The organism is Streptomyces sp. SAS_272 (assembly GCF_052543235.1).
This window is the reverse complement of record NZ_JBMNDR010000011.1, coordinates 1-24469: the sequence shown is the minus strand read 5'-3', so window position 1 is coordinate 24469 and position 24469 is coordinate 1. Positions and strand designations below refer to the sequence as shown.

Genomic DNA, 24469 nt, shown 5'->3' with positions numbered 1-24469 from the left:
GGAAGCCGTNGATCGCGGCTTCCCCCACCCCCATGTCACCGACAGTTTGGCAGTTGCCAGGGCGGTTGTCAATTTTTGGTAATGACGCTCAGGTCAGGTTGGCAACGCTCCGGCATCCGTCGCGGGACTCCGATGGGGCGGCGGTTACGGCCAGTCGATCCTCGGCGTTCCGGGGCCTGCCATCGGAGCCGTTCCGGTCGGGTCGGCCGTCTCTGTCGCGGCAGTGCCGTAACCGATGACGAAGACGACCGTGATCAGACCGAGAACGGCGCCGAGTCGGTGCAAACATCGCATGTCAGGAGATCCCATCGTAAGGCTTGGAGAGAGTGTTGCAGCTGTGGTGTCCGAGCCGGACGTGACGTCAAACTAGCGTTCAGGCACAGCGTTTGACAAGTAGTTGCCAAAATTCTGATCACTATGGAAAGGTGATGTCATCAACGTGACAACGTGAAGCCCGCAAAGCGGTCCGCGATGGCGCGCCGCTGGAACGATCGGGCAACCCGAGGAGTGAACCGATGGTGAATGCGCTGGACGATCCCCTGAGTCGTCTGGTCGTGGTGGTGAACGGCGAAGGGCAGCACGCGCTCTGGCCGGACCACTGCGCCGTGCCCGCCGGCTGGACCGTCGTCCACGGCCCGGCGGACCGGTCGTCATGCACCGCCTACGTCGACAGGCACTGGACGGACATGAGGCCGCTGAGCCTCCGCTTCTCCATGGAGTGACGGCTCCCCGCGGAGTGACGGCCGGCGGTCACGCCGCCCCTCCTCCCTCCCATCCCACTCCCGCTCCCACTCCCGCCGAAACCGGAGGCCTGCCGTGCAGACACCGCATCCGCCCGGCTCCCTCTTCCAGAACAGGGCCTTCGCCGTGTTCTGGTCGAGCCAGTCGATCTCGTTCCTGGGCACACAGATCACCTACGTGGCCCTGCCCCTCACCGCGGTCGTCGTCCTGCACGCGTCGCCGATGGAGGCCGGCCTGCTGAGCGCCCTCGAGACGCTTCCCTTCCTGCTGTTCGGACTCTTCGTCGGCGTCCTCGTGGACCGCCGGGCCCGGCGGCCCATCCTGATCGCGGCGAACGCGATCCGGTTCGCCGCGCTCGCCTGGATCCCCGCGGCCTACTGGCTCGACGTGCTGACGGTCACCCAACTCCTCGTGGTCACCTTCCTCGTGGGCGTGATGACCGTCTTCTTCGAGATCGCCTACATGTCCTATCTCCCAGGACTGGTCGGTCGCGAACGGCTGATGGAGGCCAACGGCAAGCTTCAGGCGTCCGCCTCGACCGCCGAGGTCGCGGGGCCGGGCATCGCCGGTGGACTGATCGGCGTGATGAGCGCTCCCGTGGTGATCGCCATCGACGCCGTCAGCTATCTCATCTCGGCCCTCGCGCTGATCAGACTGCCCGCGGACACCGCACCCCAGGCAGCGGGGGAGACCGAGGGCAAGCAGTCGGTCCGGGCCTCGCTCCGCGAGGGATTCGCCGTCGTCGGCCGCAGCCCCCTGCTCCGCTGGTGCACCGTCGCGGTCTTCTTCCTCAGCCTGTTCTTCAGCTCGATCATGGCCGTCTACTTCCTCTACCTCATCCGAGAGGTGGGACTTGCCTCGACGGCGGTGGGACTGATCGTCGCCGTCGGCAGCGTCGGCGGGCTCGTCGGCGCCCTGCTGTCCGAGCGGCTGAACGCCCTGCTGGGCGTCGGCCCCACCCTGGCGGCCGCCGTGGCCCTGCCCGGCGTCGGCTTTCTCCTGCTCGCCGCCGTGGACGGGGACTCCCTCGGTTCGGCCGTGCTGGCCGGAGTCGCCACCTTCATCGGGTTCTTCGGCATCCCCGTGTGGGACGTGACCGTGATCAGCTTCCGTCAGTCGATCACCCCCGAGCATCTGCAGGGCCGGGTGAACGCGACCGTGCGCTCGCTCTCGTGGGGAACCCTGTCACTGGGCTCCCTCATGGGCGGTGCCCTGGCCACCTCCTGGGGCCTGCGCGAGACGGTCGTCGTGTCCGCGGTCGGACTGTTCGTGCCCTCCCTGGTCGTACTCCTGTCCCCGGTGCGCGCGATGCGTCAGCTGCCCGAGCAGGTGGACGGGCCGGCGCAGCCGAGCCCGGTCAGCTCCTCCTGAGAATCCCGTCCGGCGAACAAGCCGGATCCGCGTCCCCGGCTCCGTCCCCCGGCGAGCCATGCCCTTTCGAAGGAGAAGCCCGACGTGGCGGACATCGCACACGAGCGGTACCGGTCCGGCGAAGCGCCCTCGTCGCCTTCGTCACCCTCGTCGCCCGCAATCCCCGCCGACCGCCTGCGGTCCTCGGCGCGCCGCGCACCGGGTGACGCCGTGACGGTCACACTCGCCGCCTCGGTCGCAGGGCGTGTGGACCGGGTCGCCGCCGCCCACGACACCGACCGGTTCACCGCGCTGACCGCCGTGTTCACCCTGCTGGCCGGCCGTTGGGCGGGAGCGGCCGACGTCTGCGTCGGCGTCGCGGTCGGGCCCGATCCGCAGGACCCGTCGGCGCTGCACAACCGTCGGGAGGACACACGGACCTTCGGGCAGTTCCTGTCGGAGGTCCGGGACGGCCTGCGGGACCTCGCCGAGCGCCGGCACGAGCACGACGACTCCCCCCGCACGGCGCCGTTCCGGCTGATGACGGCGATGCGGGACGGCCACCCCGCACCGTCCCCGGGCCCGGTCAGGCCCGCGTCGCCCGACCCCACCGCCCCCACGTCCGACCCCACCGCCGCCGGCGACCTCGCCCCCGCCCCCGACCTCGCCCCCGCCCCCGACCTCGCCCTGTTCTGGGACGGTGCGTCACCCGCCGACACCCTGCGCGGCACGATCGAGTACGACACCGCCCTCGTCGACCGGGCTACGGCGGAACGGTTCGCGGACCACTTCAGGACCCTGCTGGAGTCGGCCCTCGACGCACCCGCCTCGCCGCTGTACCGACTCGTGCACACGACCGCCGAGGAGCGGGCGCTGCTCACGTCGTGGGGGACGGAACCGGCACGCACGGCCGCCGTCAGCGTGGTCGAGGCACTGCGCGACCGGTGCCGGACCGACCCGGACGCCGTGGCGTCGCAGTTCTGGGACGCAACCCTGACCTACGGGGAACTCCAGGCGCGGGCGGAGCGCATGGCGGGAGCCCTGGCCGCACGCGGCGTACGGGCGGAGAGCGCCGTCGGACTCGCCATGGAGCCCTCGGCCTCGCTGGTCGTCGCGATGCTGGCGGTGCTGCTGGCCGGGGCCGCGTACGTACCGCTCGACCCGGGCCATCCCGACGCGCGGCTGGCCCACATGGTGACGGACAGCGGTGCGTGCCTGGTGATCGCCGACCGGGACCTCTCCTTCACGGGCGGGGTCCCCGTGGTACCGGCCGGCGAACTGGACGCCGAGTCCGCCGGACCGGCGGAGCTCGCCCCGCCGCATCCCGACCAGCAGGCCTGTGTGCTCTACACCTCGGGCTCCACCGGCCTGCCCAAGGGCGTCGCCGTCACCCACCGCGGGATCGTGCGGCTGGTCCGCGACGCCGACTACCTCGGCTGGGACTCCTCCGACGTGGTGGGCCAGGTCGCCAACACCTCGTTCGACGCGGCCACCTTCGAGATCTGGGGGGCGCTGCTGAACGGCGCGCGGCTGGTCGGCGTGCCCAAGGACGACGTCCTCTCGCCGCCGGCGCTCCGCAGGCGCATCGAGTCCGACGGCATCACCTCGATGCTGCTCACCACCGCCCTGTTCCACAAGTGCGCCGACGCGGACCCGGCGATGTTCCGTCCCCTGCGCACGCTCTTCTTCGGCGGCGAGGCCGCGGACGTGCGGAGGGTGCGGGCGGTAAGGAACGCGGCGGACGACGTCCGACTGGTGAACGCCTACGGTCCGACCGAGGGCACCACCATCGCGAGCTGCCACGACGTGGGCGCCCCGCCCGCCGACGCCCGGGTCCCGATCGGCCGGCCGATCGCCGGAACCGACCTGTACGTCCTCGACGCCCACGGCGGACACTCCGGCGTCGGCGTGCCCGGTGAGCTCCACATCGGCGGTCCGGGCCTGGCCCGCGGATACGTCGGACGGCCCGGCCTGACCGCGGAGCGGTTCGTGCCGAGCCCGTTCGGGAACGGCGAACGCCTCTACCGCACCGGGGACATCGTCCGCTGGCGAGCGGACGGCGTCCTCGACTACCTCGGCCGCGCCGACTCCCAGGTGAAGCTCCGCGGCGTGCGCATCGAACCGGACGAGATCGCCGGCGTGCTCCGCACGTGTCCCGGCGTGCGCGAGGCGGTCGTGGTCCTGAAGGGGGAGGGCGAGCGGCGCGCGCCGGCCGCCTATGTGGTCATGACGGACGGGGCACGGGCCGAACCCCGCCTCCTGCGGTCGTTCCTCGCCGAGCGCCTTCCCGCGGCCATGGTCCCGACCTGGTACGTGCCCCTCGACGAACTGCCCGTCACTCCGAACGGCAAGGCGGACCTGCGGGCCCTCCCCGAGCCGGACGAGCGGCACGGCGTGCGGTCCGGGACCCGTGTCCCGCCGCGGGGCGCGACCGAGAAACTGGTCGCCCGGGTCTGGTCGGAGCTGCTGGGAGCGGCGGAGATCTCCGCGCACGACGACTTCTTCGTCCTCGGCGGGAACTCCCTGCTGGCGGCTCAGGCGGTCACCCGCGTCGCCGCCGGACTCGGCGTCGAGCTCGGCATCCGCGACATCTTCGAGGCGTCCTCGGTGTCGGCGTTCGCGCGGCGTGCCGCGGCGGCCCGTTCGGTGCGCGTCGCCCCGCCCCTGGTCCCCGCCGGCCCGGGACCCCAGCCGCTGTCCTTCGCCCAGCGGCGCCTGTGGTTCCTCGACCGCCTCGAACCCGGCAGCGCCCTCTACAACGTCCCCCTGGCCGTGACGCTCACCGGCGTGCTCGACCTGACGGCCCTGCGCCACGCCCTGCGGGCACTGGTGCGGCGCCACGCCTCGCTGCGCACCCGGCTGGTGGGAACCGCGGACGGCGAACCCGTCCAGGTGGTCGACGAGGCCGGTGACGTCCGGTTGGAGACCGAGGACCTCGGGCAGCTGCCCGAGGCCGCGCGGACCGCGACGGCCGCCGAGCGCGCCCGGGCGGAGTCCCTGCTTCCGTTCGACCTCGCCGAGGGCCCGCTCGTCCGCTTCCGCCTGCTGAGACTGCACGAGCGGCGGTCTGTGCTGCTGGTGACGATGCACCACGCCGTCTGCGACGGATGGTCGGTCGGTGTCCTCCTGCGCGACCTGGTGTCGCTGTACCGGGCGGGCCTCGGCGGCGCGGCCGGACCGCCGTCGGCGCTCCCGGTGCAGTACCCGGACTACGCCGTCTGGCAGCGCGCGCTGCTCGACGGCCCCGACCAGGACGGCCGGCTCGGCTACTGGACAGACTGCCTGGCGGGCGCCCCGCCCGTGCTCGACCTGCCCGTCGACCGCCCGCGTCCGGTCTCCCCCCGGCACGTCGGCGACACGGTACCGGTGCTGCTGTCGGGTGAACTGACGGCCCGGCTCGGCGAGGTGGGCCGACGCTTCGGCGCCACCCGCTTCATGACCCTGCTCGCCGTCTTCACGCTGCTGCTCGGCCGGTACGCGGGGGTCCGGGACGTCAGCGTCGGCACGCCGGTGTCCGGCCGGACCCGTCCGGAACTCGAGGACATGATCGGGTTCTTCGTCAACACGCTGGTGCTGCGCTCCCGCTGGGACGAGGAGCAGACGTTCGCGGAGTTCCTCGCGGCCGTCCGGGAGGGCGCGCTGAGCGCCTTCGAGCACCAGGACGTTCCCTTCGAGCAGGTGGTGGAGGCCGTCCGGCCGCCCCGGGACCCCAGCTGGACGCCCCTGTTCCAGGTGATGATGGCGATGCAGAACGTGCCGGGCGACACCGCCCTGGCACCGGGGCTGTCCATGACGGTGGACGAGTCCGTCAGCCCGGTGGCGAAGTTCGACCTCACCCTGGTGTGGGAGGAGTCCTCGCTGGAGTCGGGGGCTCTGCGCGGCGCGATCGAGTACGACGTCGACCTGTTCGACCGGGCGACCGTGGAACGGTTCGCGGGCCATCTCACCGCCCTGCTGGAGTCCGCGCTGGCCGCACCCGAGGCACGGCTCGAGGAGCTGTCCCTGCTCGGCGCGGCCGAACTGGAGGCCTTGGCGGCGGGCCCCGCCACGACGCCCGGGGCGGACGCCGACACGCTGGTGCGGCTGCTGGACGAGTCCTGCGCCCGCTGGGGCGAGCGCACCGCGGTCAGCCAGGACGGCAGGTCCCTGACGTACGCCGAACTGGCCGCCGGGGCCGACAGGATCTGCGCCCACCTGCGGGCCCACGGCGTCCGGCCGGGCAGCGCCGTCGTGGTGCGCATGGAGCGCGAACCCCTCTGGCCGGCCGCGCTGATCGGGGTCATGAAGGCCGGGGCCGCCTATGTGCCGGTCGACGTCGCCGCCCCGCAGGAGCGACTCGAGCAGGTGTTCGCGGACTCGCGGGCGGTCCTGGTCCTGGGCTCGGCGGCGACCGGCCGGCCCGCGAGCGGTGACCTCCCCTTCGTCTCCGCGGACGACGCGCTCCGCGCGGGCGGGCCCGCCCCGGACGGCGCGCCCCGTGTCACCTCCCCGGCGGCGACGGCCTACGTCCTCTACACCTCGGGGACCACCGGTGCCCCCAAGGGGGTGTGCGTGAGCCAGGGCAACCTCGCCCACACACTGCGGGCGGTCGCGGACCGCTACGGGCTGCACTTCGACGACCGGGTGCTCCAGTTCGCGTCCACCGCCTTCGACGTGGCGGCGGAGGAGCTCTTCGCCACCCTCATCCGGGGCGGCCGGGTCGTCCTCCTCCCGGCGGGACCGGTGCCCGGGATCGCGGAGCTGACCGAGCTGGCCCGGCGGGAACGGCTGAGCGTGCTCAACCTTCCGGCGTCGTACTGGCACGAATGGGTGGCCCTGCTCGACAGGTACCCGGCGGACGCCTGCCCCGCTCTGCGGCTCGTCGTGGTGGGCAGCGAACGGGTCGACGCCGGACGCCTCGCCCAGTGGCGGGCCGCGACGCCGGCCGGAGTGCGCTGGCTGAACGCGTACGGCCCGACGGAGACCACCATCACGGCCACCCTGCACGAACCCGGGCCGGGGGATGCGCACGACGCGAGGACCGTCCCCATCGGCAGGCCGCTGGCCGGAGTCCGCGCGTACGTGCTCGACGAGCGGCTCCGGCCGGTCCCGCCGGGCGTCCACGGAGACCTCCACCTCGCGGGACCCGGAGTGGCCCTCGGCTACCTGGGAGACCCCGGGCGGACGGCGGCGTCGTTCCTGCCCGACCCGTGGGGGCCGCCCGGTGAGCGCATGTACGCCACGGGCGACCGGGTCCGCGCCGCCGCCGACGGGACGCTCGAGTTCCTCGGCCGCGACGACACCCAGGTCAAGCTCCGCGGGTTCCGCATCGAACTCGGCGAGATCGAGGCCGCCCTGAACGCGCATGCACACGTCATGGACGCGGCGGCGGTACTGCGCGAGGACGTCCCCGGCAGACCCGTGCTGGTCGGCTACGCCGCCCTCTCCGGCGACGTCACGGCGGCCGAACTGCGTGAGCATCTCGAACGGAGACTGCCGGAGTACATGGTGCCCGCCTCGATCGTCCTCATGGACGCGCTGCCCAGGGGCGAACGCGGGAAGACCGACCGGCGCGCCCTGCCACCTCCCGCCCGGGCGGGGGACACAGCTGCGCGGGCCCCGCTCAACGGCGCGACGGAACGCCTCGTCGCCGACGTGTGGAGCGAGGTCCTGGCGGTCGGACAGGTGGGCGCGGAGGACAACTTCTTCGAGGCCGGCGGGCACTCGCTGCTTCTGCTGCGGGTGCAGGCCCGGCTGACGGAGCGGCTCGGGCGGCAGATCCCCGTGGTGGACCTGTTCACGTACCCCACCGTCCGGAGCCTGGCCCGGCATCTCGCCGACGAGGGGCGCGGCCCCTCCGCGACGGGTGACGCGGGACGCCGCCGGGCGGCCGCACGCAAGGCGCGTTCGCGCGCACAGGCACCGCGGAGGACCGCGCGGTGACTTCCGACATCTTGGAGACAGCAATGACGAACGACATCCCGGACGACGACGGCGCGCCCGCCGGAGCCGTCGCCGTCGTGGGCATGGCCCTGCGATGTCCCGGCGCGGACACGCTGGACGCCTTCTGGCGGAACCTGAGCGACGGCATCGAGTCGCTCACCACGTTCACCGACGAGGAACTCCTCGCCGCCGGCGTCTCCCCGGACGAGGCCGCCCGGCCGGACTACGTGCGCCGGCTCGGTGTGCTCGGCGACATGGAGGGCTTCGACGCGTCCTTCTTCGGCTTCTCCCGCCGTGAGGCCGAGATGCTCGACCCGCAGCACCGGCTGCTGCTGGAGTGCGCCTGGGAGGCCCTGGAGCACGCGGCGAGCGCCCCGGGCGCGACGGACAAGGTCACCGGCGTCTACGCGGGTGTCGGCGAGAGCGCCTACCTGCACCGCAACCTCCTGCCCAACGGCGACCTGGTCGCACGGGTGGGCGAGTTCCAGACGGCCCTCGGCAACGACAAGGACTTCGTGCCGACCCGCGTCTCCTTCAAGCTGGACCTGCGGGGGCCGAGCGTCAGCGTCCAGACGGGGTGCTCGACGTCCCTCGTCGCCGTGCACATGGCGTGCCAGTCGCTGAACAACGGCGAGTGCGACGTGGCGCTGGCCGGCGGCGCCACCGTGATCCCGCAGCGCCGGGGACAGCGCCACGAGAAGGGCGGCATCAGGTCGTCCGACGGCCACTGCCGCGCGTTCGACGCCGCGGCGGACGGCACCGTCGCCGGCAGCGGCGCCGCAGTCGTCGCGCTGAAGCGGCTCGACGACGCCCTCGCCGACGGCGATGTGATCCACGCGGTGATCCGGGGCTCCGCCGTCAACAACGACGGTGCGCGCAAGGTCGGCTTCACCGCACCCAGCGTCGAGGGACAGGCGGACGTCATCGCGGAGGCGCTCGCCGTCGCCGACGTCGACCCGTCCACGGTCACGTACATCGAGGCCCACGGCACCGGCACCCCGCTCGGCGACCCCGTCGAGGTGGCCGCCCTCAAGAGCGTCTTCGGCACGGGCCCCGCAGGCCGCTGCGCCCTCGGCTCGGTGAAGACGAACGTCGGGCACCTGGACACGGCGGCCGGTGTGGTCGGCCTGATCAAGGTGGTCCTCTCCCTCCGGGCCAGGCAGCTCCCGCCGTCCCTGCACTTCACCGAACCGAACCCGCAACTGGGCCTGGACGAAAGCCCGTTCCACGTCAACACGGCACTCATGCCCTGGGAGGGCGAGCGTCTGCGGGCAGGCGTCAGCTCGTTCGGCATCGGCGGCACCAACGCCCATGTCGTCCTCGAAGAGGCCCCCGCGCAGGCCCCCGCCGCCGCCGGTCCCCGTACCCGGCACGTCCTGCCGGTGTCCGCCGCGACCCCCACCGCGCTGGCGACGGCCGTCGACCGGCTCGCCGGTCACCTCCGGGCGCACCCGGACGAGCGCGTCGACGAGGTCGCGTACACGCTGCAGCGAGGCCGCCGACGGCTCGCGCACCGCGGTTTCGTCGTCGCCGGAGGCATCGGCGAGGCGGTCGAGGCGCTGGGCTCCGGCGTTCCCGCGCGTTCCGGCACGGCAGGCCCGGGCCAGGACCGCGAGGTGGTCTTCGGCTTTCCCGGACAGGGCGCCCAGCGCGCGGGCATGGCCCGGGCGGCCTACGAACAGGAGCCGGTGTTCCGGGCGGAGGCCGACCGGGCCGCTGCCCTGCTGATGTCGCTCACCGAGGGGGCGGTGGACGTACGGCCGGTGCTCGGTCTCGACGGTCCCGTCTCCGGTGACGATCCGGCGGTCCACCGCACCGCGGTCGCGCAACCCGCGCTCTTCGTCATGGAGTACGCGCTCGCCCGGCTCTGGGAGTCCTGGGGCGTGCACCCCGTCGCCCTGGTCGGACACAGCCTCGGCGAACTCGTGGCGGCCTGCGTCGCCGACGTGATGTCCCTCGAGGACGCGCTGCGTCTGGTCGCCGTGCGCGGCCGGCTCATGCAGTCCGCGCCGGCCGGCGTGATGACGGCCGTCCCGCTGCCGGAGGGCGAGGTGTCGGCGCTGCTCGACGGCGTGGACCTCGCCGCGGTCAACGGACCGCGCGAGTGCGTGGTCTCCGGCCCGGCCGACGCGATCGAGGCCTTCGAGGCGCGGCTCACCGGTCTCGGCGTCGTCTCCAAGCGGCTGCGCACCTCTCACGCCTTCCACTCGCGCCTCATGGACGGTGCGGCGGCCGCGTTCGAGGAAGAGGCGGCCCGGCTGCGGCTCTCGCCCCCGCGCATCCCGTTCCTCTCCGACGTGACGGGCGACTGGATCACCGACGAGGACGCCACCAGCCCCGCGTACTGGGCCCGGCAGATCCGCGCCACGGTCCGCTTCGACGACGCCCTGACCGCCGTCCGCGACACCGGGGCGGTGCTCCTGGAGGTCGGCCCCGGACAGGTGCTGACCCGGCTGGCCCGGGCCGCCGGCGCCGACGCGGTCGCGTGCCTGCCCACGGTGGCCGGCACGGACGAGCCGGACCTGCTGTCGGCCGTCGGCGAACTCTGGTGCGAAGGCGTCGACGTCGACTGGGAGGCACTCGCCGGCGGGATCGCGCCGCACCGCACGGTCCTGCCGTCCTATCCGTTCGAACGCGAGCGCTGCTGGATCGACCCGCCGCCTGTCGACGCCCGGCCCGCGGGCGGCTGCGGCTGCCGGACCGGCCGGAGCACGGCGGAGAACCCGGCAGCGGAGAACCCGGCGGCGGCGAACCCTGCGGCGGGGGAGACGGCGGAGACCGCCGCGCCCGGCTACCAGGACCCGACCGAACGGGAGGTCGCCGCCGTCTTCGTCGACCTCCTCGGCGCCCGGGCCATCGGCCCGGAGGACGGCTTCTTCGAGCTGGGCGGGCACTCGCTGCTCGCCACCCAGCTCGTCTCCCGGGTACGGGCCCTCTTCGGCGTCGACGTCTCGCTGCGCACCTTCATCGAGTCGCCGACGATCCGCGGCCTGGCGCGTGCGGTGGCCGCCGCCCGCGACGAGTCCGGGAACGCCGACCCCGGAGCGCTGCCGGTCGCCGTGGCCGACCCGGCCGCCGTGGCGGAGCCCTTCCCGCTGACCGACGTGCAGCAGGCCTACTGGATCGGCCGCACCGGAGTCTTCGACATCGGCAACGTCGGCATGCACGGCTACGAGGAGTTCGAGGTCACCGGCCTCGACCTGCCGCGGCTCCAGGACGCGTTCCGGCGGCTCATCCAGCGGCACGGCATGCTCCGCGCGATCGTGCTGCCCACCGGCGAGCAGCGGATCCTCACCGACGTGCCCGACTACGTCGTCGCCGCCCAGGACGTGCGGGGGCGACCGGACGACGAGGCGCGCAAGGCGCTGGAGGCCACCCGCGACGCCATGTCCCACCAGGTGTTCGCACCTGAGCGCTGGCCGCTGTTCGAGCTGCGCGCCACCCTCCTGGACGGTGACCGCACCCGCCTGCACTACAGCATCGACGGCCTGATCACCGACGCCCGCAGCTCCAACGTCCTGCTCCGCGAACTCGCCGACCTCTACCGGGACCCGGGCCTCGACCTGCCCGGCATCCAGCTCTCCTTCCGGGACTACGTCCTGGCCGAGCAGAGCCTCGAGGAGAGCGACCTGTACCGCCGTGCGCAGGCGTACTGGTGCGAGCGGGTGCCGGACTTCGCCCCCGCCCCCGAGCTGCCGCTTGCCCGCGAGCCGCGCACCATCGACACGCCCCGCTTCAGCCGGGTGAGCGGAACGCTGGACGAGGAGCGCTGGAGCCGGCTCAAGGCGGTCGCGGCCCGCCGGGGCATCACCCCCACCGCGCTCACCATCGCGGCCTACAGCGAGGCGATGGCGACCTGGGCGACACACCGAAGGTTCACGCTCAACCTGCCCATGGCCAACCGGCTTCCGCTGCACCCGGGCGTGGACGCAGTCGTCGGCGACTTCACCTCGGTGACGCTGCTGGAGGTCGACGCGGCCGACGCCGGCTCGTTCGGCGAGCGGGCGCGTGCGGTGCGCGATCAGCTGCTCACCGACATCGACCACCGCCTGTTCAGCGGTGTCCGGGTCCTGCGCGAGATCAAGAAGGTGCGCCCGGACGCGGCGATGCCGGCGGTGTTCACCAGCCTCTTCCTCGACCACGGCCAGGACATCGGCCTGGGCCGCGAGGTGTTCAGCATCTCCCAGACGCCGCAGGTGTGGATCGACGCCCAGGTCTTCGAGTCGGAGGGCTCCCTGACCCTGGACATCGACGCGGTCGACGAGCTCTTCCCCGACGGGCTGGTCGCCTCGATCCACGCCGCCACCCTGGACCTGCTGCGGTGGCTGGCCGACGACGAGGCGCGGTGGAACCTGCCCCTTCCGTCGCTGCTGCCGGCCGCGGACGCGGCGGCGCGGGAGGACTACAACCGGACGGCGGGCCGCCTGCCGTCGGGTCTGCTCCACGAGCCGTTCTTCGCCGTGGCCGAGCGCGCGCCGGACCGGCCGGCCGTGATCACACGGACCCGGACCCTGAGCTACGGCGAACTCGCCGGCCGCGCCCGGGTGATCGCCGCCCGGCTCACCGCACTGGACGTCCGGCCCAACGACGTCGTCGCCGTCGTCATGGAGAAGGGCTGGGAACAGAGCGCCGCGGTGCTCGGCATCCTGGCCTCGGGCGCGGCCTACCTGCCGGTGGACGCGGAGCTGCCCGAGGAGCGGATCCACTTCCTGCTCGCCCAGGGCCAGGTCCGGGCCGTGCTGACCCAGTCGTGGATCGCGGGCCGGCTCACCGGGCCGCTGGGGCCGAACGGCACGGTGTTCGCCGTGGACACGCTGCCCCGCGACCCGGGGACGACCCACGCCGCCCGGCCGGCCACGGACGCCGACGACCTCGCCTACGTCATCTTCACCTCGGGCTCGACCGGCGTCCCCAAGGGCGTGATGATCAGTCACCGCGGCGCCCTGAACACGGTCGTCGACGTCAACGACCGCTTCGGCGTCGGCGAGGACGACCGGACGCTGGCCCTGTCGTCCCTGAGCTTCGACCTGTCGGTCTACGACATCTTCGGTCCCCTGGCCGTCGGCGGCGCGGTCGTCGTCCCCGACCCGGCCTCGCACCGCGACCCGGCGGTCTGGCTCGACCTGGCCGAACGGGCCGGTGTCACCGTGTGGAACTCCGTACCGGCGCTGATGGAGCTGCTGGTCGAGCACATGACGGTGGGCGGTGCGCACAGCGACGCGCTGCGGCTGGTGATGCTCAGCGGTGACTGGTTCCCCGTCACCCTGCCCGGACGCATCCGGCGGGTCCTCGGAACGCCGCAGATCGTGAGCCTCGGCGGCGCCACGGAGGCATCCATCTGGTCCATCCTCCACCCCGTGGGCGAGGTGCCGGCCGACTGGCCGTCGATTCCCTACGGCCGCCCGATGCGCAACCAGACCTTCCACGTCCTCGACGAGGCGTTCCGGCCGCGTCCGACCGGTGTTCCGGGGCAGCTCTGCATCGGCGGCACCGGCCTGGCGGAGGGCTATCTGCGCGACGAGGCGAAGACCGCCGCGAGTTTCGTGCGCCACCCCGTCACGGGCGAACGCCTGTACCGGACGGGCGATCTGGGACGTTTCCTGCCGAGCGGCGAGATCGAGTTCCTCGGCCGCGAGGACTTCCAGGTCAAGCTCCAGGGATACCGGATCGAGCTGGGCGAGATCGAGACGGCGCTGCTCCAGCATCCCGCCGTGCGCGGGGCGGTGGCCGTCGTCCACGGCCGCCCGCAGGGAGCCAAGCGGCTGATCGCCTTCGTCGTCCCCGAGGACGGCCGCCAGGTCCCGGCGGACGTACGGGAGTTCCTCGGCGCCAAGCTGCCCGGCTACATGGTGCCCGAGACCGTCCTCAAGATCTCCGAGCTGCCGCTCACGGCCAACGGCAAGGTCGACCGCAAGGCCCTCGTGGTGCCGGACGAGCCGGACGAGCCGACGGTGTACGAGGCACCGGCCACGGAGGTCGAGAAGATCGTCGCGGCGGTGTGGGTGAGCATGCTCGACGTCGAACGGGTCGGCCGGCGGGACCACTTCTTCGAGCTCGGCGGCGACTCGCTCACCGCCATGCGCACCGTCGTACGACTGCGCAAGGCCCTCGACGTCGAGATCCCCATCCGAGTCATCTTCGACAACCCGACGCTGGAGCGCATCGCGGCCGCGATCGGCTCCGCAGACGGCGGCGGCGCCCCGGCCTCGGCGTCCGGGCCCACCCGCACGGACCACGGCGGGGCCCCGGTTCCGCTGACGGCCGCGCAGGCCCGCCTCTGGTTCCACGACCAGCTCGTCCCGGGCAGCACCACGTACAACCTGGTCCAGCCGTTCCGCCTCACGGGCCCGCTCGACATCACCGCCCTGCGCGGCGCCTTCGAGACGTTCGTCGACCGGCACGACGTCCTGTCGCTGTCGTTCGAGGCGGCCGGGGACGCCCCGCACCAGATGCCGGGCACCGGCAAACCGCTCGACTTCCAGGTCATCGACGTGAGCGACGACCCGCTGAGGCTCGCCCCCGAGCGGGTGATCGCCGAGGAGGCGCGCACCCCCTTCGACCTCGCGAGCGGACCCCACTTCCGGGTGCGGTTGCTGCTGGTCGGACCGCAGGAGCACGTCCTGGTCGTGTCCGTGCACCACATCGTCTGGGACGCCTGGTCGACCTCGATCATGGTCCGTGAGATCAGCGCGCTGTACCGCGGCGCGAACGCGTCCGTCCTCCCGGAACCCGGCGTGGGTTACGCCGACGTGGCCCTGTGGGAGGCCGAGCAGGCCGACTCGGGCGAGTTCCGGCGACAGATCGACTTCTGGCGCCGCGAACTGGCCGCTCCACTGCCCGTGCTGGCCCTCCCCACCGAGGGGACGATCGACGACTCCGAGGTGATCGAAGGGGCCCGTGCGCCGCTCGCGGTCGACGCCGCGGTGGCCGCCGGCTTCAGGGACGTCTGCACGGCCGAACGCGCGACCACGTTCATGGGATACCTCGCCGCGTGGAAGGTGCTGCTCCAGTGGTGGTGCCGCCAGCAGGACGTCGTCGTGGGCGTCCCCGCCGGCCACCGCGCCCACCCGCAGCTGGAGAACACGATCGGGTTCCTGGTCAACAGCCTCGCCATCCGTACGCGGTTCACCGGCGACCCGACCTTCACCGACGTGCTCAGGGAGGTCAGGGAGAAGGCACTGGAGGCGTACGCGAACCAGGACGTGCCCTTCGACCACGTCGTCCAGGCCGTCAGGCCGGAACGCCGCTCGGGAGAGTCGGCGCCGGTGTACCGCACCTGGTTCCTGCTGGAGGACGTCCCGCTGCCCGACTGGGACATCCCCGGCGTGAGCGCCGAGGAGATCGACGCGGAATTCCTGCTGTCGGTGCACGACATCAAGCTCACGCTCGTGGCCGACGCCGACGGCGGAATGCAAGGCGGAATCGACTACCGCGTCGGCCTCTTCTCCGACACCACCGTCCGCCGTCTGACGCACTGTCTGACCGAACTGGTGAAACTCCTGTCCACCGAACCGGACGCGAGGCTCAGCCTCGTCAACCGCACTCTGGAAAACCTGTGGGAAGGAAAGGAAGAGGCGCGGAAAAAGCGGTCATGGAACGACATCCGGTCGCAGCGGCGACCGCAGGACAACCGAGGAATGCTGAATGCTTGACGCCGAACGATATCGAGGCGAACTGGTGCAGCTGGGCCTGCACAAGATCGCGCACCAGGACGAGACCCTCCTGGACCACATGTTCCGGGCCTGCGCCATCCTCCAGGACATGAAGGCGGGGGAGCACGTCTGCCTCGCGGGACTGTTCCACGGCGTGTACGGAACGGAGGGCCTGCACAACGACAACGTCGAGTCCATTCCCGAGGAGAGACGCGTCGAGGTCCGAGCCGTCGTCGGGACCCAGGTGGAGGAGATGATCCACACCTTCTCCGTCATGAACTACGCGTCGCTCGGCAAGAGCTTCCGCAACATCATGCGCCCGAAAGGGGAGCCGGCCCTGAAGGACCGGCGGACCGGCGAGGACATCCCGATGGACCGGGATGAATTCGAAGACCTCCTCCGCATGAAACTCGGCGACGTCCTGGCGCACATGCCCCAGCAGGTCAGCCACTCCCATCTCAACCTCCCGGCCGAATACGCGGGCTTCTGGCAGATCGCCGCCGAATACCTCGGTCCGGACGCAGTCAACACATGGAACACGTTCACGAAGGGGCAGTTGTGGATCGAGCCGGAGCAGAACTGATGTCGCAGGCCTGGGAAGGCTTCCGTCTGTCGAAGCAGCAGGAGCACGTCCTCGGGCTCGTCGCGGCCGGACGGGCCGGCCGCACGGTGGCCCGGGTGGCCCTCGGCACGTCGCTCGACCGCGAGGTGCTGGAACACGCGGCGCACGACGTGGCAGCGGCGCACGAGAGCCTGCGCACCGTCTACCGCAAGGTGCTCGGCGAGAACAGCACCGCGCTGATGGTGATCGAGGACAGTCCGCGGGTCCGCGTGTCGGAGCGTTCCGGCGACGACGCCGCACTCACCGCCCTCGTACAGGAGGAGGCACGTGCGCAGACCACCGAGGAGGACGCGGAGCCCCTGCGCCTGACCCTGTTCACGCACACCGGCGGACAGCGCTCGCTCGTCGTCTCGGCGCCGCGGATGAGCATGGACGCCCTCTCCGCCGAGGTGTTCCTCCGGGACCTCCGGCAGGCCTGCGCCGCGCGGCTGCAGGGCGCCCCGTGGAGCCGCGACGGCATCGTCCAGTACGCCGACTACGCCCAGTGGCAGGTCGACGAGGGGGCGGCGAGCCCGCGCCAGAAGGAACTCGCGGCCGACCGTGCGGCCCGGCTGACGGAGCTTCCGCCGCTGAACCTGCCGCTCGAACTCCTCAGCGACGACACCTCTCTCGCCGACCTGCGGTGGACCGTTCCCGCGCCCCTGGCGCAGCGGCTGCGAAGCCTCGGCGACGACTGCGACGGCGGTCTGCGCAGCGTGCTGCTGACCGGCTGGTTCGCCGCCCTGTGGCACGCCGCCGGACGTCCGGAACGTCTGGCGGTCAACGCCCGGCTCACCCGACGGCCCTTCCCGGAGCTCCTCACCTCCATCGGCCTGTTCGAGACCCCCGTGCCGGTGTTCGCCGCGGTCTCCGACGAGACGACGCTGACCGATCTGCTGCGCTCGGTGGACCTGGAGCTCGACGGCTTCGAGCAGGCGGACGAGAGCTCCATGGACCCGGCCGGCCAGCACGTCGCCGGCATACCGGGGTTCGCCTTCCACGACGTCACCGGGTTCGGCTCGCCCCAGGAGCCGGCCTTCCGCGACCTGTGGATCGAACCGTCCGACGACACCCGCAAGGTCGCGCTCTGCGCGCAGGTCCTGGAAGGGGAGATCCGTCTCACCCTGCGCCACCAGACCCTCGGCATGGCGGAGGGCGGCGTCGAGGCGCTGCTCGCGTGTCTGCGCGCCGCCCTGTCGGCGCTCGGCGGCGATCCGGGGATCGCCGTGCCCGACCTGGCCATGCTGGACGGGGACGCCGCGCGGAAGCTCGTCGCGGCCGTGAACCCGGCGCAGCCGCCGGAGCGCCCCGGGGAGCACTGGCACCGCCAGGTCGAGCGGACCGCGCGGTTCGCCCCCGACGCCTCGGCGCTCAGGACGGCCACGCGCTCCTGGACCTACCGGCAGCTCGACGAGGCCTCGGGACGGCTGGCCAACGAGCTGGTCGGGCGCGGGGTGGAGGCCGGAGAGCTGGTCGGGCTGTGCCTCGAACGCTCCGACCTGGCCGTCGTCGCCATGCTGGCGATCGCCAAGGCCGGGGCCGGGTATGTGCCGATCGACCCCAGCCTGCCCGCCAAGCGCCGGTCCGCGGTCGTCGACGCGGTCGGTCTCCGCCACGCCGTGGCGACCGAGGAGACGGCAGCGACCCTTCCGCAGGACTGCGACACCGTCCTGCTGGACGCGGACCTCACGGTCTGCGCCCACCGGACCAGCGACAGTCCGCAGGTGGCGACCACCGACGACGATCCCGCCTACGTGATCTTCACCTCGGGCTCCACCGGCGCCCCGAAGGGCGTCCTCGTCGGACACGGGCACCTCGCGGCCTACCTCGACGGCGTGCTCGACCGGCTGCGCCTGACCGGCCCGGTCGACTCGGTCGCCCTGAGCACCCTGGGCACCGACCTCGGCAACACCGCGCTGTTCCCGCCCCTCGTCACCGGGGGCGAGCTGCTGGTCGTCGCGCCGGAGGTCTCCGCGGACGCGCAGGCGCTCGCCGAACTGCTCTCCCGCGAGAGCTACGACCTTCTCAAGATCACCCCCTCGCACCTGGAGGCCGTCTTCACCGTGGCCGAGGCGCCGGAGCGGCTGATGCCGCACCAGGCCCTGGTCGCGGGCGGCGAGCCGTTCGGCTGGGGCTGGTACAACCTGTTCAAGGACTACCTCGGCGACTGCAGGCTCTACAACCACTACGGCCCGACCGAGACGACCGTCGGCGTGCTCTGCGGAGAGGCCACCGCCTCCCACGACCTGGCCGCCCTGGCCTCCAGCGTCCCGCTGGGCACCCCGATGCGACACGCCCGCGCCTACGTCCTGGACCCGCTGCGCCGGCCGCTGCCGGTCGGCGTGCCGGGCGAGCTGTGGATCGGCGGAACGTCCGTGTCGCACGGCTATCTGTCCCCGACCGAGGACCAGAGCGCCCGGTTCGTCGCCGACCCGTTCAGCCCGGACCCGTCGGGGCGGATGTACCGCACCGGCGACAAGGCACGCCTCCTTCCCGACCACACCGTCGAGTTCCTCGGCCGGGTCGACCGGCAGATCAAACTGCGCGGCTTCCGCGTGGAGCTGGGCGAGATCGAGGCGGTCATGCGCCAGCACCCCCGGGTGACCGGCAGCCTGGTCGTGGAGGCCGGTGAGAGCACGGGCGCCCACCTCGTGGGCTACCTCATCGACGCCGAGGGCGGCCGGGGCGGCGCGGAGTGGCTCCGGGAGTTCCTGGCCGAACGCCTCCCGGACTTCATGCTGCCCGCCCACCTGGTGGCCCTGGACGCCTTCCCGCTCACCAGCACCGGGAAGGTCGACGCCTCGATGCTTCCCGAACCGGGCTTCTACACCCAGGGATCCACCGCCTACGTCGCACCCCGGACCGAGACCGAGCGCCGGGTCGCCGACATCGTCGCGCAGCTCCTGCTGCTGCGTCAGGTCGGCGCCGAAGACGACTTCTTCGAGGTGGGCGGTCACTCGCTGCTCGCGACCCAGCTGGTCGCCCGGCTGCGGGACGACTTCAAGGTGAGTTTCAAGCTGCGCAACCTCTTCGAGTTCCCCGTCGTGTCGGAGCTCGCCGAGTTCATCGACCAGCTCCTCGAGAAGAAAGCGGCAGACGCATGTTGACCCAGACGACCGACACCGGCACGAACGGGCGCTTCGGCAGGGCCCGGAGGTCCGTCGCGGTCACCAGCGAGACGCTGGTCCGCGTCGCCCCGCTGATCGACGGATCGCGCGCGGTGTCCTGCACACCCACCCTCACCGGGCTCGACGCACGGGAGTGGCTCGCGGGCTCGGGGAACGCCCTCGCCCGGCTGCGCGACGAGCACGGCGCCGTCCTGCTGCGCGGCTTCGCACCGCTGGACGCAGCGGGCCTGGCCGAACTCGCCACCGGGCTCGACGGCGAGCTGCGCGACTACGACAACCGCTCCACGCCGCGCCGGCGGGTCGACGGCAACGTCTTCACGTCGACGGAGTACCCGGCCGACCAGACCATCCCCCAGCACAACGAGATGTCGTACACGGACTCGTGGCCGTCCACCCTGTTCCTCACCTGCGTCGTCCCGGCGGCAACGGGCGGCGAGACGCCCATCGCGGACAGCGCCCGCGTCCACGCCAGGCTGCCGCAGGACACGCGTGAGCGCTTCGAGCGGCACGGCGTGATGTACGTGCGCAACTTCGGCCATGGAATGGACCTGAGCTGGCAGGAGGCCTTCCAGACCGAGGACCGCTCCCACGTCGACGCCTACTGCGCACAGCACGGCATCCAGGCGGAGTGGCTGGGCGGCGAGCGGCTGCGCACCCGGCACGTGGTGCAGGCCACCGTCGAGGCGAGGGCGACGGGGGAGCGGGTCTGGTTCAACCAGGCGAACCTGTTCCACGTCAGTTCGCTTCCCGAGCACGTCGAGCGCGAGCTGCGCGAGAGCTTCGCCGAGGACGAACTGCCCCGCAACGCGCTCCACGGTGACGGCACGCCCCTCGACCCGGAGGACCTGGCGCAGATCCGCGCCGCCTACGCGGCGGAGGAGATCGCGCTGCCCTGGCAGGCCGGCGACGTCATGATCGTCGACAACGAGCAGTTCTCGCACGGCAGGAACCCCTACACCGGGTCCCGTACCGTCCTGGTGGCCATGGCATGAGCGACCCGACGACCTTCGAAGCCGTACGCGAAGAGATCGCCTACGCGTTCGACAACACCGTCTTCTTCCGCAAGCACATGGAAGCCAGCGGCCTGCGGCCGGAGGACATCCGGGGCCTGGCGGACTTCCATCGGCTGCCGCCCACCTCCAAGTCCCACTACCGGCGGAACTTCCCCGCCGGGGTGCTGGCCAAGGGCTACACCCTCAACTCGCCGCACGTCATGCGCTTCCAGAGCTCCGGAACCTCCGGCGAGCGGCTGAACAGCGCCATCCTGGCCTACGACCTGGCGAGGCGGCAGGCGACCGCACTCGGCGTGAACCGCCGCTTCGACGAGCTGTGGCGTCCCGGCAGCCGCCCCAGGATCTGCCGCTTCGCCCCGCCGAACTGCTCGGACGTGGAATGCGCCACGGGCTTCTCGACCATGGAGGACCGCACGCTCGCGGACGGCACCCTGGTGCTGACCGTGGCCCACGACCTCCTGGCCACACCGGAGTGGCAGATCGTCAAGGCCCTCGACGAGATCGATCTCTACGAACCCGATCTCCTGGTGGTGGACTCGACGCACTTCGCCTTCCTGACGAGGTGGGCGCGACGGCTCGGCCGCCGGATCACCTCGCCGCGCCGGCTGCACCTCGTGAGCGGATACACCCTCATGACACGGGTGGCGCGACGCCAGATCGAGGAGTTCATGGGGCCGGACCTGGCGATCGGCGACATGATCGGCATGTCCGAGCTCGGCTACCTCGGGTTCGAGTGCCACGACGGGATGCGGCACATCAACGACCGGGACTTCCACGTGGAGTTCGTCCGCGACGGCGAGCCCGTCGCGGACGGCGAGACGGGCGAGCTGTACGTCACCACCAAGGACGACGCGCTCGTCCCCCGCATCCGGTACGCCACAGGGGACCACTTCACGCCCATGGGCCGCGCCTGCGGCTGCGGCAGTGAGCTGCCCCTGGTGCGGATCGAGGGCCGTGCCACCCACATGATCCAGCTGTCGGACGGCCGTGTCGTCACGCCGGGCGCCGTCGACGCCGTGGTCGGCGACGCCCCCGGCATCGAGGTCTACAAGCTGGAGCAGGACCGCACCGGAGCGTGCACCTTCCGGTACATCCCCGAGGCGGACGCGCGGACCGACGGCATCGCCGCGCTCACCGACCGTCTGACCGAAGCCCTGGCGCCGAATCCGGTGCGGGTCGAGGCCGTCGACTACATCGCCGGCGAACGCAGCGGCAAGTTCCAGCCCTGCGTCTCACAGATCTCCGCGGAAGGCGCGCGATGACCCTTCGAGACAACCTCCGGGACGACTTTCCGGCCCTGCGGCGGAAGATCGACGGTCAGACGATCTCCTACCTGGACAACGCGGCCACGACCCTGAAGCCGCGGCCCGTCATCGAGGCGATCACCGAGTACTACGAGACCAACGGTGCGAACATCCACCGCGGCAAGCACCGGCTGTCCGAGGAGGCCTCCGACGGGTACGAGGCCTCCCGGGTGGCGATCGCCGCTCACCTCGGCGCCGCGGCGAACGAGGTGGTCCTGACCCGGAACACGACCGAGGCCCTGAACCTGGTCGCCCACGGACTGGGCCTGGAACCGGACGCCTACGTCGTGGGGTGCATGGACGCGCACCACTCGCAGACGCTGCCGTGGCGGCGGGCCGGCCGCCTCGCACTGACCCGGGTCGACGCCCACGGCAGGCTCGACCGCGACCACTTCCGCGAACTGCTGCGCGGGCGGCCGAAGGTGGTCGCGCTCACCCACTGCTCCAACGTCACCGGCGTCGTCCACCCGGTGGCGGAGCTGATCGCCGAGATCCGGTCGGCCACCGACGCGGTCATCGTCCTCGACGCCGCGCAGTCCCTGCCCCATGAGCGCATCAACGTGCGCGAGCTCGACGTCGACTTCCTGGCTTTCTCGATGCACAAGATGCTCGGCCCCACCGGGGTCGGCGTCCTCTTCGGCCGCAGCCGGCTCCTCGCCGGGCTGCGCCCTCTCTCCGTCGGCGGGGGCATGGTCGACTGGGTCGATCTGGACGGCAGCGTGGACCGGCGCACCCCCTTCAAGTTCGAAGCGGGCACACCCGCCATCGCCTCCGTCATCGGGTCCGGCGCGGCGATCCGGTACCTGGAGTCCCTGGACTCCCCGGCGCTCCGGCGGCGCGAACGCGAACTCGCCGCGGCCCTGGTCGGCGGGGCGCTCACCCGCCCCGGGGTGCGTCTGATCGGGCCGCCGGACCTGACCGACCGGATCGCGCTCGTGAGCCTGCGCCTCGAGCAGGGCGTACCCACCGGCGACGTCGCCCGCATGCTGAGCGATTCCTACGGCTTCATGGTGCGCAGCGGCCACATGTGCTCACAGCCGCTGGTCACCGACCTGGCCGGCGGCGAGATCCTCCGCGTCTCCGCATACCTCTACAACGAGGTCTCCGAGATCGAGGCCCTCTACGAGGCGCTGGACGAACTGCTGACCTGGATAGGCCCGGCGGCGGTCGTCGCCTCACGCCGCTGAGAACCACCGATCGACAGGAGGTGTGCACATGTCCGGCCTGCGGACCCTGACCCTGGTGTGCTTCCCGCACGCCGGCGGTGGGCTGGGACGTTACCGGAGCTGGCGGGAAGACCTGCCGGACGATGTCGAGGTGGTCCTGCCCGACCTGCCGGGCCGGGAGGGGCGCCTCTTCGACGAGCCCCTCCCGGACGTCGCCTCGGTGAGCGCGTACGCGATGCGCACGCTGTCCGCGGAGATCACGCGCGCAAAGCGACTTGCGTTCGTCGGGATCAGCTACGGGGCGCTCGTGGCGTACGACATGGCCGCGCGACTGGAGGCGTCCGGGAAGCGGGTGGAGGCCGTGTTCGCGGCGAGCCAGCGGGCGCCGTCCACCCCCCTGCCGCCGATCGACTGGCGCTCGCTGGGCGACTCGGAACTGCTCGCCGAACTCGCCGGCATCGGCGGCCTCAGCTCGGACCTGACGGACGAGGAGGAACTTCTCGAACTGTTCCTCCCCACCATCCGGGCGGAACTCCACGCGAGCGAGAGCTACCGCAGACCCGAGAAGTACGACCGTCTGCGCTGCCCGGTCTTCCTCTACCACGGCGCCGAGGACGCCGTGATCCCGGCGCCCTCGGCCCTCGCCTGGCGTGACGAGACCGACCGCCTCTCGTGGCGAAGCCTGCAGGCCGCGCACTTCCTGACCGGACCCGACGGCGCGGACCTGTGGTACGAGGCGCTGCTCCAGGACCTGACCTCGTGCCGCACGCCCCGGCCCGCCCTCGACCGCACCCCGTGAAGCGGTCGCACTCGACGTAAGGATCAGCGATGAACGCACCACAGAACCCCGGCCTGCCGCTGCCCCGGTGCTGCGCCCACCTCGTCACCTGGCGCGACGGTCCGCCCACCGCTCGCACTCCCGCCGTCGCCGCCCGGCCGGGCCGCACCGCCGAGACCCAGGCCCCGGAGCCCGCGGCAACTGCCGGATCTCCCGTGCGCCGGCTCTCCGGAAGCCGGGTGGTCTGTACGTGAGCGACAGCGACCTCCAGATCGCCGGCGACATCCTGGAAGTCCCGCACCTCCTGCAGCGCCCACGCGAACACCCCGCCACCGTCGCCGAGTTCGCGGGCCTGGCCCGCTCCGTCGCCGCCGACCGACCCCAGTGGGAGCACCTCGTCCGGTACGACGCCACGACGCGCTGGTACCACCGGCTGAGCACCGGCCCCGGGTACGAGGTATGGCTGCTGTCCTGGGTTGCGGGGCAGGGCAGCGAGCTGCACGACCACGGCCGATCGTCCGGAGTCCTGACGATCCTGGAGGGCACGCTCACCGAGCGGACGCGGAGAAGGAAGCATGTGCTGGGGCCCGGCGCCCAGCGGGTCTTCGCACCCGGCTACGTGCACCAGGTCGTCAACGACGCGCTGACGCCGGCGGTGAGCCTGCACGTCTACCACCCGGGTCTGACCGAGATGTCGGCGCACACCGCCCCCCACTGCGAAACGCGTACCCGGCCGCGGCTGGTGACCGCCTGACCCCTTGCCGGGAGCAACGCCCCTTGCGGGGCGCGCGAAGAACGCCGCGCGCCCCGCAAG

General features: G+C 72.2%; 12 protein-coding genes. All 12 read left to right on the top strand.

What is annotated here, in order from left to right; translation table 11 throughout:
* Positions 1–515 precede the first annotated feature (515 nt).
* Entirely contained in the window at positions 516–722 is a 207-nt protein-coding gene (locus ACN6LD_RS09920; RefSeq protein ID WP_319196466.1) for an MbtH family protein, read from the top strand.
* Between the two features lie 94 nt (positions 723–816).
* Positions 817–2112 (top strand): MFS transporter, encoded by a 1296-nt coding sequence (locus ACN6LD_RS09915; protein ID WP_319196467.1) that lies wholly within the window; start codon positions 817–819, stop codon positions 2110–2112.
* Between the two features lie 210 nt (positions 2113–2322).
* The gene (locus tag ACN6LD_RS09910) at positions 2323–8013 is read left to right on the top strand and encodes an amino acid adenylation domain-containing protein (RefSeq protein ID WP_445042908.1); all 5691 of its coding nucleotides are present in this window, start codon (positions 2323–2325) and stop codon (positions 8011–8013) included.
* 23 nt (positions 8014–8036) lie between these two features.
* Positions 8037–15665: an amino acid adenylation domain-containing protein gene (locus tag ACN6LD_RS09905; protein ID WP_445042907.1), complete on the top strand. Its 7629-nt coding sequence runs from the start codon at positions 8037–8039 to the stop codon at positions 15663–15665.
* Positions 15658–16248, top strand: a complete 591-nt coding sequence (locus ACN6LD_RS09900; protein ID WP_319191868.1) for a DUF6817 domain-containing protein — start codon at positions 15658–15660, stop codon at positions 16246–16248. Before ACN6LD_RS09905 ends, ACN6LD_RS09900 begins: the two co-directional genes overlap by 8 nt.
* Positions 16248–19373, top strand: a complete 3126-nt coding sequence (locus ACN6LD_RS09895) for a non-ribosomal peptide synthetase (protein ID WP_445042906.1) — start codon at positions 16248–16250, stop codon at positions 19371–19373. Before ACN6LD_RS09900 ends, ACN6LD_RS09895 begins: the two co-directional genes overlap by 1 nt.
* Positions 19367–20386, top strand: coding sequence for a TauD/TfdA family dioxygenase (locus ACN6LD_RS09890; RefSeq protein ID WP_445042905.1), 1020 nt, complete (start codon positions 19367–19369; stop codon positions 20384–20386). Before ACN6LD_RS09895 ends, ACN6LD_RS09890 begins: the two co-directional genes overlap by 7 nt.
* Positions 20383–21669, top strand: a complete 1287-nt coding sequence (locus ACN6LD_RS09885) for a phenylacetate--CoA ligase family protein (protein WP_445042904.1) — start codon at positions 20383–20385, stop codon at positions 21667–21669. The genes ACN6LD_RS09890 and ACN6LD_RS09885 overlap by 4 nt, the downstream gene beginning before the upstream one ends.
* Positions 21666–22898 carry an aminotransferase class V-fold PLP-dependent enzyme gene (locus ACN6LD_RS09880; protein WP_319191874.1) on the top strand — a complete coding sequence of 411 codons (1233 nt, stop codon included), beginning with the start codon at positions 21666–21668 and terminating at the stop codon, positions 22896–22898. Before ACN6LD_RS09885 ends, ACN6LD_RS09880 begins: the two co-directional genes overlap by 4 nt.
* Positions 22899–22926: 28 nt before the next feature.
* Positions 22927–23676: a thioesterase II family protein gene (locus ACN6LD_RS09875; RefSeq protein WP_445042903.1), complete on the top strand. Its 750-nt coding sequence runs from the start codon at positions 22927–22929 to the stop codon at positions 23674–23676.
* Between the two features lie 29 nt (positions 23677–23705).
* Positions 23706–23909, top strand: coding sequence for a hypothetical protein (locus ACN6LD_RS09870; protein WP_319191877.1), 204 nt, complete (start codon positions 23706–23708; stop codon positions 23907–23909).
* Positions 23906–24409 (top strand): cysteine dioxygenase, encoded by a 504-nt coding sequence (locus ACN6LD_RS09865; RefSeq protein WP_445042902.1) that lies wholly within the window; start codon positions 23906–23908, stop codon positions 24407–24409. Before ACN6LD_RS09870 ends, ACN6LD_RS09865 begins: the two co-directional genes overlap by 4 nt.
* Positions 24410–24469: the final 60 nt, after the last annotated feature.